Genomic DNA, 15,763 nt, shown 5'->3' on the forward strand with positions numbered 1-15,763 from the left:
CACTTCACATGAGCGAAAAATACGTCGTCACCTGGGACATGTTGCAGATTCACGCACGCAAACTGGCTGCGCGTCTGATGCCTTCCGAACAGTGGAAAGGCATTATTGCCGTCAGCCGTGGCGGTCTGGTACCGGGGGCGCTGCTGGCACGTGAGCTGGGTATTCGTCATGTCGATACCGTCTGCATCTCCAGCTATGACCATGATAACCAGCGTGAGCTGAAAGTGCTGAAACGCGCTGAAGGCGACGGTGAAGGCTTCATCGTTATCGACGATCTGGTGGACACCGGCGGTACTGCGGTCGCTATTCGCGAAATGTACCCGAAAGCGCACTTCGTGACGATCTTCGCTAAGCCAGCGGGTCGCCCACTGGTTGACGATTACGTCATTGATATCCCACAGGATACCTGGATTGAACAGCCGTGGGATATGGGCGTGGTCTTCGTACCGCCTATTTCAGGCCGTTAATTTCAGTACGTAACTTTACACGCCCGGCTATGCCGGGCGTTGTTCTTTTTATCCCGCCACGCGTTACAATGGGCACTATATGACGTATCCATGGAGGCAACGCAATGACGCAGGCGAATCTCACCGAGACTCTCTTCAAACCCCGTTTCAAACACCCTGAAACGTCGACGCTGGTCCGTCGGTTTAATCCGGGAACCATGCCTGCCGTCCAGTCTGCGTTAGACGGTAAAAACGTGCCCCACTGGTATCGCATGATTAACCGCCTGATGTGGATCTGGCGCGGTATCGATCCCCGTGAAATCCTCGACGTGCAGGCGCGTATCGTAATGAGCGAGTCGGAGCGTACCGACAGCGAGCTCTACGACACGGTGGTGGGCTACCGGGGCGGGAACTGGATCTACGAATGGTCTAAACAGGCGATGCTCTGGCAGCAAAAAGCCAGCCAGGAAGAGGATGCCACGCGAAGCGGCAAGCACTGGCTGCATGCGGCCAACCTCTACGCCATCGCCGCCTATCCGCATTTGAAAGGGGATGAGCTGGCCGAGCAGGCTCAGGCGCTGGCGAATCGTGCCTATGAGGAAGCTGCTCAACGCCTGCCGGGTCAGATGCGCGAGCTTGAGTTCGCCGTTCCGGGCGGTGCGCCCGTCACCGGGTTCCTGCACATGCCTGAAGGCGACGGCCCGTTCCCGACCGTGCTAATGTGCGGCGGGCTGGATTCCCTGCAAATCGACTATTACAGCCTGTATGAGCGCTACTTCGCACCGAAAGGGATCGCGATGCTGACGCTCGATATGCCTTCTATTGGATTCTCATCGAAGTGGAAGTTAACGCAGGATTCGAGCCTGCTGCACCAGCATGCGCTTAAAGCGCTGGAAAATGTTCCGTGGGTTGACCACACCCGCGTCGCGGCGTTCGGCTTCCGTTTTGGTGCCAACGTTGCGGTGCGTCTGGCTTACCTTGAATCTTCACGTCTGAAGGCCGTCGCCTGCCTGGGCCCGGTGGTTCACGCCCTGCTCAGCGATCCTGCCCGTCAGGGCAGCGTGCCGGAGATGTATCTGGACGTCCTTGCCAGTCGCCTTGGCATGCATGATGCCTCAGACGAAGCGCTGCGCGTCGAACTCAATCGCTACTCGTTAAAAACGCAAGGGTTGCTGGGACGCCGCTGCCCGACGCCGATGCTGTCCGGTTTCTGGAAAAACGATCCGTTCAGCCCGGAGGAAGAGTCACGCTTAATCACTTCGTCATCTGCGGATGGCAAATTGCTTGAGGTGCCGTTCAGCCCGGTGTATCAGAATTTTGACAAAGCCTTGAAAGAGATCACGCGCTGGATCGCCCAGAGAGTGTGTTAATAGATTGCTAAATTTCGCTGGTTTGGTAAAACAGTGGCTTCACAAAAGGAGATCGCAATGACGTTACCGAGTGGACACCCGAAAAGTAGGCTGATTAAGAAATTTATGGCTCTCGGCCCGTATATTCGAGAAGAGCAGTGTGAAGAGAATCGCTTTTTTTTCGACTGCCTGGCTGTTTGCGTCAACGTGAAGCCTGCACCCGAAAAACGTGAATTCTGGGGCTGGTGGATGGAAATGGAAGCAGAGGAGAAACGTTTTACGTATAGCTACCAGTTTGGCCTGTTTAATAAAGACGGCAACTGGCAGGCGACCACCATTAAAGATCAGGAAGTGATCGATCGCCTGGAATATACCCTGAAAGAGTTCCACGACAAAGCGAGCGCACTGCTGGCCACCCTGGACCTTAAGTTCGAGCCAGCGGATGATTTTTCCAGCGAAGCGGTGAAGCTGACCGCGTAATGGTTTTCTCCCTCTCCCTGTGGGAGAGGGCCGGGGTGAGGGCATCAGACCGCATTTATCTCGGGCAAAAAAATCCCGGCTTATATGCCGGGATTTTCTTATCTGGATAATCTTAGAACTGATATGTCACACCCAGAGCAACGATATCATCGCTGCTCACGCCCAGCTTATTATCGTCGTCAATCTGGTTGATTTTATAATCAACAAACGCGGACATGTTTTTGTTAAAGTAATACGTGGCGCCCACGTCAATATATTTCACGATATCTTCGTCGCCAATGCCTTCGATATCCTTACCTTTGGACTGTACATAACCCACGGATGGGCGAAGACCAAAGTCAAACTGATATTGTGCAACCACTTCGAAGTTTTGCGCTTTATTTGCAAAACCACCGGAGATAGGGGCCATATTGCGGGTTTCAGAATAAATAGTGGCCAGGTAAATATCGTTCGCGTCGTATTTCAGACCGGTTGCCCAGCCCTCGGCTTTTTTACCTTCACCGCGCGCCTGCAGGTTCTGCGCGTTGGTGCGATCGGAGCTGGCATAAGCACCAATGACGGAGAAATCGCTGCCGCCGAAGTCATAGGCCAGAGACGTACCAAAGCCGTCACCGTTCTGCTTTTTCACGTCGCGGTTTTCGTTTTTGCCCTGGTACTGCAGGGTCATATCAAGACCGTCTACCATGCCAAAGAAGTCGGTATTGCGGTAGGTGGCCAGTCCGGAGGCACGTTTCGTCATGAAGTTGTCGGTCTGTGCCAGGCCGTCACCGCCGAACTCAGGGAACATATCGGTGTATGCCGCGACGTCATAAAGCGCGCCCAGGTTACGGCCGTAATCCAGTGAACCAAAGTCTTTCAGTTTAATACCGGCGAACGCCAGACGTGTTTTCTGCGAGGAGTCGCTTTCAGCTTTGTTTCCTGCGAATTCAGCTTCCCAACGGCCATAGCCCGTCAGCTGATCGTTAATCTGGGTTTCGCCTTTAAAACCGAAACGAACGTAAGTCTGGTCACCATCTTTGGTGTCATCATCACTGATATAGTGCATAGCTTTCACTTTGCCGTACACGTCCAGTTTATTACCGTTTTTATTATAAACTTCTGCTGCGTGAACAGATGCGGAAGCCACCACGCCCATAACCACTAATGCCAGAGTGCTCTTTTTCATTTTCGATCCTGTCTTATAAACGCGCTTTAAAAATTCGCTGGACGATAAGCTGATGCTTAAGTCCCGTGAAAAAACAGGAAGGGTTTTATCGTTCTGGAATGAAACTTTTATGACAAACTAAGAATAATTTTAAAAAACTGTGATTTATTATTACGGTAATAAATTTGTCAAATTCTGCCGCTACGCTTCCTGATCCCGCGCAACAAAGTGCCTGGTGATGCACTAAGGCAGTTGGCAACCGGGCTGACTCCTGTTAAAACGTTCGTTCGACATTACTTTCCCTTATCGTTGAACGGCAGAGAATCATGAGTGACAGCCAGACGCTGGTGGTAAAACTCGGTACCAGTGTGTTAACAGGCGGATCGCGCCGCCTAAATCGCGCCCACATTGTTGAGCTTGTACGTCAATGCGCTCAGCTGCATGCCGCAGGGCACCGTATTGTGATTGTGACCTCCGGGGCGATTGCCGCCGGGCGTGAACACCTGGGTTATCCCGAACTCCCCGCGACGATCGCCTCTAAACAGCTGCTGGCCGCCGTGGGACAAAGCCGACTCATTCAACTCTGGGAACAGCTGTTCTCTATCTACGGTATTCACGTCGGGCAGATGCTGCTGACGCGTGCGGATATGGAAGACCGGGAGCGCTTCCTGAACGCCCGCGATACCCTGCGCGCGCTGCTGGACAACAATATTGTTCCCGTTATCAACGAAAACGATGCCGTTGCCACCGCTGAAATAAAAGTGGGCGATAACGATAACCTCTCTGCGCTGGCCGCCATCCTGGCCGGTGCCGATAAACTCCTGCTTCTGACCGATCAGCAGGGGCTGTTCACCGCCGACCCGCGCTCCAACCCGGAAGCCGAGCTGATTACCGATGTTCATGGTATCGACGATGCGCTGCGCGCCATCGCCGGTGACAGCGTGTCCGGCCTCGGAACGGGCGGGATGGGGACCAAGCTGCAGGCCGCCGACGTGGCGTGCCGCGCCGGTATCGACACCATCATTGCCGCGGGCAGCCGCCCTGGCGTGATTGGCGACGTGATGGAAGGCATTTCCGTTGGCACCCGCTTCCACGCCCAGGAATCCCCGCTGGAAAACCGCAAGCGCTGGATCTTTGGCGCGCCGCCTGCCGGTGAACTCACCGTTGATGAAGGGGCAACCGCGGCGATTCTGGAACGAGGGAGTTCATTGCTTCCTAAAGGAATTAAAAGCGTGACAGGCAACTTCTCCCGTGGTGAAGTGATCCGCATCCGTAACCTTGAAGGTCGCGACATCGCGCATGGCGTAAGCCGCTATAACAGCGATGCCCTGCGCCGCATTGCGGGCCACCACTCGCAGCAGATCGACGCTATTCTGGGCTATGAATATGGCCCGGTTGCCGTGCATCGCGATGACATGATTATTCGTTAAGGAGCCAGAACATGCTGGAACAAATGGGCGCAGCCGCGAAGGCCGCCTCTTACAAACTGGCGCTCCTTTCCAGCCGCGAGAAAAACCGCGTGCTGGAAAAAATCGCTGATTATCTGGAAGCACAGTCTCAGGACATTTTGCTTGCCAACGAGCAGGATCTGCTGGAAGCGCGTCGAAACGGCCTGAGCGAAGCGATGCTCGACCGCCTGGCGCTGAACCCGGCGCGTCTTAAAAGTATCGCCGACGATGTTCGTCAGGTTTGTAACCTGGCCGACCCGGTAGGACAGGTGATTGACGGTGGGCTGCTCGACAGCGGTTTGCGTCTGGAGCGTCGCCGCGTGCCGCTCGGCGTCATCGGCGTGATTTATGAAGCCCGTCCAAACGTGACGGTTGACGTCGCTTCCCTGTGCCTGAAAACCGGTAATGCCGCCATTCTGCGCGGTGGGAAAGAGACCTGGCGCACCAACGCCGCGACGGTGAAAGTCATCCAGCAGGCGCTGGAAGAGTGCGGTTTGCCGACGGGGGCCGTGCAGGCGATTGAGAGCCCTGACCGCGCGCTGGTCAACGAGATGCTGCGCATGGACAAATACATCGACATGCTGATCCCACGCGGTGGCGCGGGCCTGCACAAGCTGTGCCGTGAGCAGTCGACCATTCCGGTCATCACGGGCGGCATCGGCGTATGCCATATCGTGGTAGACGACAGCGCCGAAATTGACCCAGCGCTGAAGATTATCGTCAACGCCAAAACCCAGCGTCCAAGCACCTGTAACACCGTGGAAACGCTGCTGGTGCACCAGGGGATTGCGAGTACTTTCCTGCCAGCCCTGAGCAAACAGATGGCGGAGAGCGGGGTGACGCTGCACGCTGATACCAATGCCCTCGCGCTGCTCCAGGGTGGCCCGGCTAGTGTGGTTCCCGTAAAAGCGGAGCAGTACGACGACGAGTTCCTGTCGCTGGATCTGAACGTGAAGGTGGTTGCGGATCTCGACGACGCTATTGCGCACATTCGTGAACACGGCACGCAGCATTCTGACGCGATCCTGACGCGTACGCTGCGCAATGCCGATCGCTTTGTGAATGAAGTGGATTCCTCTGCGGTATATGTGAACGCCTCCACCCGTTTCACGGACGGCGGCCAGTTCGGACTTGGCGCAGAAGTGGCGGTCAGCACGCAGAAACTGCACGCGCGCGGTCCGATGGGCCTTGAAGCGCTGACCACCTATAAGTGGATCGGCTTCGGTGACGATACGATTCGTGCGTAAATAGTTACGGGTGATGCAAAAATAGCCGTTTGATTCAAAAGGGCATTGACGCATCACCCGGTTAGATCTAACCTTTTGCCCCGTGGTTACACTCGTAACCGGCCTCTCAGGGCCGATATAGCTCAGTTGGTAGAGCAGCGCATTCGTAATGCGAAGGTCGTAGGTTCGACTCCTATTATCGGCACTCACACAACAAAATCCTTTAAAAAGCAATGAATTAAGACGATTGTCGCTCTCAAGGTACAGTCTTTTTTTAAGGGATTCTATGACCAACAGTTGCCGCTATGGTTAACAGTGGCTATTCAGGGAAGTTAGCACGTAGCGGCCTGTAGTTGTAAAGCTCGAACAGGTACAAAGCGTGAACAGTCCCCACGAACCGCTATCAACTCGAAGCTGATGACGCTGCTAACGTCTCTAAAACCTCCCGAAACAGATTGATCACACGCATTTAAGCCCGATGTGTGGCCGTATGAGCCACGTAAACAGGTGAATAGTGGTAAACGTACCTGCACACGACATGCAGGCTCTGCCAGCGCTTCGCTCACGCTCCGAAAGGTACACGAGCACCCTGATAAGGTGTGATCCCTCTGACAATCTGATTTGGTCACTGGTGACTTTCGCAAAGCGAAACCAACCAGGTTGGCCTGATGAAGTCGCTACGCTCCGCTTGTTGCTTGTACCACTAACGGGGCTTTATGGATGCTATTGTCTGAAATCTGACACATTGCACAAACATCATGTGGATTGCTGTAAAGTTCATCAGTATGATTGCTTGCACAATCAGCGATTGGGAAAACACTTCTGGAAGATAAGGGACGAGACGGTATGAAAGTGACTGATGAGGCTTTGTTACGTTCAGGGTTTACACCATCGGATTTGCAGAAGATAAAAAACAACGTTGAAAGCTACGGCGGAACCTTGGGGGAAGCGATTCAGGATCTGGCTAATCGATTCAGGGTTGTTTTATGGATAACATCGGCATGTCTGATGGTTTTTATCATTTTAGTGTTGTTTTCTGCGAAAGAAACCGTCGTGGGTGGTGGTATATCAATTCTGATCGCAATAGTCATCGTTGCATTTATTCAGCCGCCAGTCCTTTCTTACAAATCCTGGCGGTTCTGGAGAAAATTCAGAGGTTAATGGTTCGATGTGTCAGTAGAAAGCAGGTCAAATATTACTTTGGCCTTAAGTCCATAACCTACTATTTTCATTGTTAATTTTGGGCGGCTCATCGTATCGACCTTGCGATAGAAATCACGGGGCATCCATTTAAATAGCCTCCATGCTTCGGGTCTTCTGGCTAATCCAAAGATGCTATATACATTTGCAGTTAACGTAATAGCGTTATAAATCGCAAGTCCTGTTTCAGGCTTGAAACCCATAAACTGGGCCGCTTCCATAGTGCCATCAGCCACAAATCCCTCTGTTTTATATTGTTTTCCATATATACCGGGAATGATTTCTTTTGACAGACCGTTAATGCCATCTGTTACAAGGATAGCCCCTGCCAGCATACCTAAAGGTGTCATCGTTGCGACCATCAACGCACCGCCAGCAATTGCCATTCCAGAAACCACAATGTGAATAGCTGAAATCACGTATCCGACGATTTTATTATTTTCCTTAACAAACTCAACCTTCGCGTAAAGCTGTGCGGACTTGGTTTTTAACAGACGCTCTTGTTCAAGCAGATTATCTGTTTCAGCACGAAGATTTTTGATGCATGCAATGCATTCTTCATCGGTTTTAGCTCGTCGTGCTGTTTCAAATTCTTTATCTACAACCTGTTTTATCTCTTCGACAAACTTGATACGTGTTATCCCATCTTGCAAATAGAATGCTGATAGCCGATTTGCAGTTTCGACGAGTTTCCGGGCTTCCAGATTTACCATGGTATCTGACCATGTTCTGTTCCAGCCCCTGTTGAGCAGCGCAATATCCATTAAAGACTCCTTCCCAAAATGTGTCTGGTCATTTTACGTGCAATAAGGTCGAAGATAACAGGAAATACTTTCACAACACGCCCCCGTGGGTGTCCCGTTGCTTTATCCTTCCAGTTTACATTCTCCTGTTCAAATATCCCCGGCTCTGTTGGTGATCTGCTAGACCGTCAGCCCAGGCCCTCGGTGAAAAGCGTTTTTCTTCGCCAAAAATCGCTACGTGATGCCTTCAGCGACACGCCTCACTGCAACAAGCAGTGCAGTTACACAATGCTGCTTTGGGCTGACGCAAGGGAGATAACTTGATGTTTTGAAGTGCATCTGTTTAATAATTGTACAGTCATTTAACATATTGTATCTTATAAGTACTTGGCTTTTTTGGTCAGGTATTGCTTTTCGGCGCGTTGGCGTGAAGCGGGGTATACAACAGCGATTTGATCAACAGAAGGATAGCATTCGGGAGGATTTGAGGTGAGTTTACTTGTTCAAGGATTTTGGATGAGTTTGTCTGGTCACCCCACAACTTCAGGTTTCAGGCCTTTGATTCTGCCAGAGCATTAAACGCCATAAAAGCATACTTTTCTATTCACCAGCAGATACAAAGCCACTACGGCGACGTTACCACAACGGGTAGAAGGTCTACCCTCACCTGGCGAAATTCTCCCGTCCTGGCGGTCATAGATGCGTATCTTTTTCCACACCAGCGCATGCAGTCCCATCAATCCCTTCTACGCTTCACCAGAAGCCCTCAGCGGCGATTTCTAGCACCAGATATACTGGCGTACCGATAATCCATGACTTCCCACAGCGCGATACAGGATTCACCAGAGGGCATCTGTCTTGATGACAGTACGTCGTCTTGCCCTTGAATAGCATTAAGTGTCGCCGCATAAGCAACTTAATCCTCGTCATCATTCTGTAATACCCTACGCAGGATTCGGCTCGATTCCAGTATCGGCAGATCTTCCATTAATAACGCCGATCGCGATGGCAATTTATTAAACAAGCGCTCTGTTTGCGAGGCGAGATAGGCCACCAGAGGATGTGCGTCATGGTCGCCTGAAATCAACTCCACGTTGTATTGCGTGACCGTGCCTTCACCAAAGACCCCCGAGCAGTAGTTGGTCCCTCCCAAGTATCTGAAGTCTTCAATAAAAAAGCTGAACATGCGCATTATTTTGTGAGCATCGCGTTGGTCAGTACGGTTGTCTGCTATCCGAAAAAGTATGGTATTACCTTCAATGTCATATTGATAACGAAGGCGGTGTTGCTTAAATAGCAAGATAAGCAGTAAACGATTTATCCTGCTGAACTGTTCCGTCACCCTGACAACGTTGTTAATCATAGTATCTGACCGCTTTTTCATTTTCGCGTGGCGATGCGCCGCGCTTTTGCCGGGCCGAAGCTGCGGCTTTTCGATTCCCTGAAGGAGCTGAGCATCAATGACCCCATGCTCAATGACGTAATGAATATGCTTAATGGCGGGCTCCAGCGCCTCAATGGAAAACAGCTCGGTATAGCCGTCGCCGGCATCAATGCCCGTTTGATATTTGGCCAAAAGAAAATGCAGCATTTTTTCCAGCTTAAAGACCTCGGACTGCGGTAACGCAATGCGGTAAGAATGGGCATAATCCACATCGCCCCAGACCCGTTTTAGCGACTGAATGCGGTTATAGATATTATTGGCTTTACCCACTTTCATCATCTTTTTGGCCGGGAAAAGCAATAAATAGAGAAAAGAAGGGGTGTCCATAAAGCGCCTGTGAATGCGGTAACGGAAAAAGCAATGATAGAAGTTTTTTCATGCCAGGCGTAGCGCAGCGTTCACAATGCTGAGCGCTTCATGCTTAAGGCCGGTATAGCCCCAAAAGGCTATACCGCCACTCCCTCCTATCGTGCAATTAACGCAAACACGCCCCAGCCAATATATTCCCTTGTGTAAGCCACATGGCGCTTAGGCGCTGCCGTCAGCTCCGCGCGCACCTCCTGTGCAAAATCATCGTCGGGGTTTTGATCCAGCCAGCGGCGCAGGGTCATCCATTTCGCAGCTTCGTATCTGTCCCAGCCTTCCTGATCTGCCAGCACCATTTCGACCAGGTCATAGCCCTGGCGATCGAAAGACGCGACAAGGTCGGGCAGGGTGAGAAAGTCTGCGGTGGAGGAGACGCCGCAAGCCCGAGCCGTCTCCTCCGTTGCGGGAACCTGTCGCCAGTAAGGTTCACCGATGAGCATGATTCCCCCGGGCTTAAGGCTTTGTGCCAGCAGGTCCATTGTCCCGGCGACGCCGCCCGCAATCCATGTGGCGCCAACACAGGCCGCCACGTCGCATTGTTCATCAGCCACGTAGCCTGCCGCGTCGTTATGCACAAAATGGACGCGTTCGCTGACGCCGAGCACCTCTGCGCGCCGCGTTGCCTGCGCGGTAAAGAGCGGGCTCATGTCGATGCCGGTACCGGTAATTCCGTGATCGCGTGCCCAGGTGCAAAGCATCTCTCCCGAACCGCTGCCGAGATCGAGCAGGCGCGCGCCTGGCTTCATGCGTAACACGCGCCCGAGCGTGGCGTACTTTTCTGGCGTGAAGGGGTTATGAATGCGGTGTTCGCTTTCGCTAACAGTAAATATGCGTGGGATATCCATCATCCTCTCCTTAACGATTATCAGGCTGGGCACGGACGTTGTTCAGCCCGGTAGTATTGATGCGGTAGGGCTGACCGTTAACGGATTTGATCAGCTTTTTGGTTTTGAGCTTTTTGAAGACGGCGAGGGTGCAGTCGCTGAGCAATAGCCCTTCGCGGCTGTAGCATTCAACGGCGGTGACGCGGCCGGACGTATCGCGGACGTGCACAATACGGCCACCTTTGGCGAGAACGTGTAAGGTACGCTGTTCCTGACGGGATAAATTCATACTGGAAAACCTGTTTAATCATCATGTGCAAAACGTGCAAACACACAGCGGTGTCCGCATTCGATTTAGGCGCATTGATAATCAGTCCGGCCTGAAAAGGTCGGGGAGCTGATTATCGGATGATTACATTCTCCAGCATCAAAGCCTCGGATTGAGTTGAAAGGTATTTACGGGGTGAATGATAACACCCGGTCATTGTATGTATATACCCAGGGGTGAAAAGTGTGATCCCGGTAAGATCACACTGTACCGTTTTTTATATTTTTATCGATTTCAGCCTGTGGCTTTCCGAACAGATAGCCCTGCACGAGATCGCAGCCCAGCGCCTGAAGCCGTTCAAGCTGCGCTTCGGTTTCCACACCTTCTGCAATGACCCGCATATTGAGGCTCTTCGCCATGCCGGTTATCAGTTTAACGATATTAAGCGCATCGTCTTGGGTGGATATCGGATTCACAAAGGATTTATCAATTTTAATTTTATCAAAATTGAGTTCACTCAGCCTCGAGAGCGAAGAATAACCCGTTCCGAAATCATCAATGGAGATTTTTACCCCCAGCGATCTGAGTTTTTTGAGAATAGTAAGTGGCGTGTTGCTGTCACTGAAGAGCGAAGACTCCGTAACTTCCAGCTCAAGGCGGCTGGCCGGCAAGCCTGTCTCTTTCAGGATGGACTGAACCATTGCAGTAAATGATTTAGTCCCCAGCTGAACAGGTGAGACGTTTACCGAGATTCTGGCCGGAACCGCCCAGGAAGCGGCCTCCCGGCAGGCAAGTTCAAGCACATTTTTGCCAATCTCATTGATCATTCCTGTTTTTTCAGCAACAGAAATAAAGTAATCAGGCGACAAAATCCCCTTTACCGGGTGTATCCAGCGAATAAGCGCTTCATAGCCGTAAATTTCATTGCTGAATGAATCGACAATAGGCTGGTAATAAACAACGAATTCATGGTTGCTGATCGCGAGAGCCATATCATGCTCAAGGGTTCTGCTTTCCTGCAGCTTCTGCAGCATCCACTGACGGAAGACTTTTATCTGCTGTGAGCCCTCTTTTTTGGCTTCGTAGAGGGCCAGATCGGCAAATTTATAGAGATAATCAGAGCGCCGCTCATTATCAGATAAAACGATACCTACACAGGTGGCAATTTTTATCAGCTGGTTATTGATCGTATAGGGCAGACTGATGTGAGCGCTGATCTCTTTGGCGCGCAAAACCGCCGCGTTCTCGGTCAGGCCGCTGGAGAGAAGTGCAAATTCGTCACCGCCCAGGCGGTAAAACGTATCCGTCGCGTTACTCATTGAGGTAAGCCGTCGGGATACCTGATTCAACAGTAAATCGCCGGCGTCATGGCCATAGGTATCGTTGACCTCTTTGAACCGGTCTAGATCAAATAACATCACCGTGACAGGGGTATGGTTTTTATCTGCCTGAAGGGTAATTTTATTGAGATCGTCCCAGAAGAATAGACGGTTTTTCATGCCGGTAAGGGAGTCATGATACACATCATATTCCAGCTTCGAATTCTGTATTTGCAGCGTTTCTTTTGACCGCTGAAGTTCGTCAGCGAGGGTTTTAACCTGCATGTGGGCTTTAAGAATATTTTTATTCTGATAGATCATTAAGAACCCCAGAATAAAGCTTAATATCACCAGAAGTAACGAAAGTACAGAGTAAATATAATATAGGATCTGTATTTTATGGTTGGATTCATTAATTGTGTTAATATCTTTGGTTAATGCGCTTGAAGACAGTTGACTGAGCGGCGCGTCGAGCAGGTGCATATTTGCCAGGTACTTTTTTAATTCTTCATGGCTCATTTTTTCCAGGTTACTGTCCAGATACGCCAGTATTTCTTTCAGGCGTGCAGCGATCTCTTGATGCGTTTTATCGCTCTCAATATAGCGGCCTAAGTCTCCCCCGTTCAGTAACTCGCCCTGGCTGAGCATAATTTCGAGACGCATGCGGGCCTGGTCTATCGTAACGTCATCGGTATCGGTTGCGTATAGACCAAGCCATGATTCAAATCGGTAGTACTCTGATACCAGTTGAGCCACGGACCAGGACTCAGTGTAGTGAGTCAGTTTTTGCAGCTCTTGCTGACGATCGTAAACAAGAAATGCAATATATCCCGTCGTGATAAAAAGAGAAAAAATGATACCAACCAGTATCCTGTTCATTATGTTCTCCTGAACTGCTATTCAATCTTCATTTTGCTAACCTGCCATGCTGAACGCGAGTAATAAATTTGATTATTCAACTCAGGAAGACTGTCATAAGGGTATACAATGAATGATGGACCTTTATCGCGGATACGCATATATTCGCCATTAATCTTTAAGGCAAGAATAGCGTTATACTTCTTAAAATCGCTGAGAGGAATAGCGGTAGCGTAATCGTTAAGGGCAATAACATTAACGACAGAACCCTTTGCTCCAACATAATCCATGAGTTTGTTCATTGGAACCCCCTCAAACTTCGTCCTGCCCGTATACCAGGGAGATGTCGTCTCGAAACTCACCATCCCGAGTTTTTCAAGGCTTGCGAGATCAAACACTGCTTTTCCATCTTCGTTAGTATTTTCTATATTCCCGTAAATCGTCAAAATGGGTTTTCCGGCGGGTTTCGGCAGTTCACCCGCCCAGGCTAAACTCTGAACCAGACAGCACACCAGCATTAGGATTAATCGCATTATGGCCTCCACTTTTGCACAGAAGTATATGAATTATAATTTAGTTATCCTACTAGTTTATGTATTTTGTTGAGACGCTACCGTTTTTGGATATGCGTTGCAGGAAACTGCTTTAAAATCATCGAGTTGAAGTGGTTTGGTGTGAGCGGGTTTGACAGCACTGGGAGTGCTTCTTTTTTTAAGTACGCGACCATTATGTGAATAAAGTCGCTTTCGGCTAAAAAACGATCGTTTTTTATTGACGCGCACGAGGCATCGCACGGGCAGCGTTGCTAACCATAACGTCGGATGCCCCAGACTGCAGGTTACCGGGACAACGACGCCTGGTTATTTTTCGCCAATTTATATGTCGCGCTAATTGTGCCGTTTAATTATCACACTCCGGCGATTTTTTATTCGAGAACGGATAAAAAGGCCATTTTTTTATTTAATTTTTCTGGTTGCCGCTTTTCGTCATGCTGGCAAAAACGCTATCCCGGTAGATCCAGGCATGTACTAATGCAGCAGAAATATGTAATAGCACCACGGCAAAAAGGAGTTTTGCCAGAAGGCTATGCGCATCGTGGCACCAGGCGAAAAGGGTTGGGCTTACTGGCAAAATCGGTGGGAGATTAAATCCCTCGAACATGACGACGGGCAAGCCTGCTGCCGACAGCTGCGCCCAGCCCAAAAATGGCATTGCCAGCATGAGCGCATACAGCAGCCAGTGCGACGCTTTAGCCGCAAGCACTTGCCAGAAGGGTAAATCAGCAGGCAGCCGGGGCGTCTTGCTACGAAGTCGGTTCACCAGACGGAGCAGCGCCAGCAGTAATATGGCAATCCCCAGAGGGCGATGCAGGTCGATAAGCGCAATCCGGTGATGAAGCGTCGTCATCATTGCGGTACCAATAAACAGCATGGCAAGAATCATCGCCGCTATTAGCCAGTGTAGTCCTCTTGCCAGGGCGTTGAAATGCTGCGGCGCTTTTCCATGTTCTTGATTCGGGTTCATTTTACCTCCTGCTTTTCAACAGCTTCGGTGGCTTTGCCGTAACCAATTTCCCGTTCCCGGCGACTAAAGGAGTGTGAATACGCGGCAGAACGCGCGTTTAACACCGGATCGTCAGACACGTTCACACCCGAAGGAACCGTCGAGGGGTCGAAGTTAACGTCGCGGCACGGACCGTCAGCCTGGGCTTCGACGCGCGCCACTTCCAGCGTACCGGCCACGATCTGCCTGCGATCGTTAGGCCACGGCCGGGAAGGGTCATCCACCGGATCGCCCGGCTGGGCGAGTTGCAGAACAAAATCCCAGTAGAGAGGCTTCTGAGCAAGCCTCTGGCTGACGCCCTCGAACATGATGTTGCGATCGGCCTTCTGGCGCTGCTCCTCGCTCAGCGACACAAAAGGATCGTGCGGGCGCATCATCCAGCGTACCGCCTGGCGATTTCCGAGACCGTCCACGAGGTAAAAGGCGTTAATGCTGTAGAACGTTGCGCCGGCAAAGCTCCCGGGGGCGGGCTTTTGTGCCGCCCATTTGAGGTATTTCTCTGCTTCCGGATAGGCTTTTAAGAATGCCGCGAGGCGCTGTGGATCCGGCTTGCCGGTGGCCGGGTCTGGCGCGGTTGCCTGGTGCAGCGCCAGAAATCCTTCAGGGTCCCGGGTCGCAAAGAAGGGTTCGTTGTTCATTGCCATACGCCACTGCTGGTTATCGTCTGTTCTGAACATCAGGGCCATGCTCAGGGTTTTCGTTGAGCTATCCGCCGCGTGGGGGTCGCCAGTGCCGATGGAAAACCGTCCGACAACAGGGGTATGCTGCTGGGAAAAAAGGCGCGCGGTTGACAAAGACGTTGCTGAACCGGTTGGAATGAAGTTTCCCGTAAAACACATTCCTTTGCCGTGTGCCCGGCGAAATCCGGGAGGAAACGGCGTTGGTGTTTCCGAGACTAATGCCTGACTGGTGGTGCGAGAACCGATCCAACCCGCCGTCCACGCAAATGCGGATGCTATCGCGCCCACGATCGCGGCGATGATGGCCAGCGCTCCCCAGGATTTTTTGGATCGTAAATCCACATTAGACATAGACGTTTTTCCAGTGTGAAAGAATAATACCTGTCACGCGCACGAACATCGGCG

At 51.3% G+C, this 15,763-nt stretch carries 15 protein-coding genes and 1 tRNA gene; 7 read left to right on the plus strand and 9 right to left on the minus strand.

What is annotated here, in order from left to right; translation table 11 throughout:
* Window positions 1-8: 8 nt before the first annotated feature.
* From gpt to crl, 3 genes are all read left to right on the plus strand, one after another.
* Window positions 9-467 (plus strand): xanthine phosphoribosyltransferase, encoded by a 459-nt coding sequence (gene gpt, locus APT89_RS05705; RefSeq protein WP_003863205.1) that lies wholly within the window; start codon window positions 9-11, stop codon window positions 465-467.
* Window positions 468-571: 104 nt separating this feature from the next.
* On the plus strand, window positions 572-1,816 hold the full coding sequence (frsA, locus tag APT89_RS05710) for an esterase FrsA (RefSeq protein WP_028012084.1): 1,245 nt from the start codon (window positions 572-574) through the stop codon (window positions 1,814-1,816).
* 57 nt (window positions 1,817-1,873) lie between these two features.
* Entirely contained in the window at window positions 1,874-2,275 is a 402-nt protein-coding gene (gene crl, locus APT89_RS05715; RefSeq protein WP_008500249.1) for a sigma factor-binding protein Crl, read from the plus strand.
* A 112-nt stretch (window positions 2,276-2,387) separates the two neighbouring features.
* Here the strand turns inward: crl and phoE are convergent, their stop codons facing one another.
* Window positions 2,388-3,440 (minus strand): phosphoporin PhoE, encoded by a 1,053-nt coding sequence (gene phoE / locus APT89_RS05720; protein WP_028012086.1) that lies wholly within the window; start codon window positions 3,438-3,440, stop codon window positions 2,388-2,390.
* 305 nt (window positions 3,441-3,745) lie between these two features.
* Between phoE and proB the strand changes: the two genes are divergently transcribed.
* The 4 genes from proB (at window position 3,746) to APT89_RS05740 (ending at window position 7,254) form a co-directional block, all read left to right on the plus strand.
* On the plus strand, window positions 3,746-4,849 hold the full coding sequence (gene proB / locus APT89_RS05725; protein ID WP_014882684.1) for a glutamate 5-kinase: 1,104 nt from the start codon (window positions 3,746-3,748) through the stop codon (window positions 4,847-4,849).
* 11 nt (window positions 4,850-4,860) lie between these two features.
* Entirely contained in the window at window positions 4,861-6,114 is a 1,254-nt protein-coding gene (proA, locus tag APT89_RS05730; RefSeq protein ID WP_060571906.1) for a glutamate-5-semialdehyde dehydrogenase, read from the plus strand.
* Between the two features lie 111 nt (window positions 6,115-6,225).
* A tRNA-Thr gene (locus tag APT89_RS05735) sits at window positions 6,226-6,298 on the plus strand.
* Window positions 6,299-6,939: 641 nt separating this feature from the next.
* Window positions 6,940-7,254, plus strand: coding sequence for a hypothetical protein (locus APT89_RS05740; RefSeq protein ID WP_041911130.1), 315 nt, complete (start codon window positions 6,940-6,942; stop codon window positions 7,252-7,254).
* Here the strand turns inward: APT89_RS05740 and APT89_RS05745 are convergent.
* The 8 genes from APT89_RS05745 to APT89_RS05780 form a co-directional block, all read right to left on the minus strand.
* Window positions 7,251-8,057, minus strand: a complete 807-nt coding sequence (locus APT89_RS05745; RefSeq protein WP_060571907.1) for a DUF4225 domain-containing protein — start codon at window positions 8,055-8,057, stop codon at window positions 7,251-7,253. The two genes, APT89_RS05740 and APT89_RS05745, sit on opposite strands and share 4 nt — an antisense overlap.
* Window positions 8,058-8,952: 895 nt before the next feature.
* Entirely contained in the window at window positions 8,953-9,807 is an 855-nt protein-coding gene (locus tag APT89_RS05750; protein WP_047363906.1) for a GIY-YIG nuclease family protein, read from the minus strand.
* A 137-nt stretch (window positions 9,808-9,944) separates the two neighbouring features.
* Window positions 9,945-10,691: an SAM-dependent methyltransferase gene (locus APT89_RS05755; protein WP_060571908.1), complete on the minus strand. Its 747-nt coding sequence runs from the start codon at window positions 10,689-10,691 to the stop codon at window positions 9,945-9,947.
* 10 nt (window positions 10,692-10,701) lie between these two features.
* Window positions 10,702-10,959, minus strand: a complete 258-nt coding sequence (locus APT89_RS05760; RefSeq protein ID WP_028012097.1) for a YjhX family toxin — start codon at window positions 10,957-10,959, stop codon at window positions 10,702-10,704.
* 239 nt (window positions 10,960-11,198) lie between these two features.
* The gene (locus APT89_RS05765; protein ID WP_048957578.1) at window positions 11,199-13,136 is read right to left on the minus strand and encodes a putative bifunctional diguanylate cyclase/phosphodiesterase; all 1,938 of its coding nucleotides are present in this window, start codon (window positions 13,134-13,136) and stop codon (window positions 11,199-11,201) included.
* A gap of 17 nt (window positions 13,137-13,153) precedes the next feature.
* Window positions 13,154-13,648, minus strand: a complete 495-nt coding sequence (locus tag APT89_RS05770) for a molybdopterin-dependent oxidoreductase (RefSeq protein WP_028012099.1) — start codon at window positions 13,646-13,648, stop codon at window positions 13,154-13,156.
* A gap of 427 nt (window positions 13,649-14,075) precedes the next feature.
* Window positions 14,076-14,639 carry a cytochrome b gene (locus APT89_RS05775; protein ID WP_060571909.1) on the minus strand — a complete coding sequence of 188 codons (564 nt, stop codon included), beginning with the start codon at window positions 14,637-14,639 and terminating at the stop codon, window positions 14,076-14,078.
* Complete coding sequence (locus APT89_RS05780; protein WP_041911124.1) at window positions 14,636-15,709, minus strand: catalase family peroxidase; 1,074 nt, start codon at window positions 15,707-15,709, stop codon at window positions 14,636-14,638. The genes APT89_RS05775 and APT89_RS05780 overlap by 4 nt, the downstream gene beginning before the upstream one ends.
* Window positions 15,710-15,763 lie beyond the last annotated feature (54 nt).

Source organism: Enterobacter sp. 50588862, assembly GCF_001462935.1.
In the GTDB taxonomy this organism is placed as follows: domain Bacteria; phylum Pseudomonadota; class Gammaproteobacteria; order Enterobacterales; family Enterobacteriaceae; genus Enterobacter; species Enterobacter bugandensis.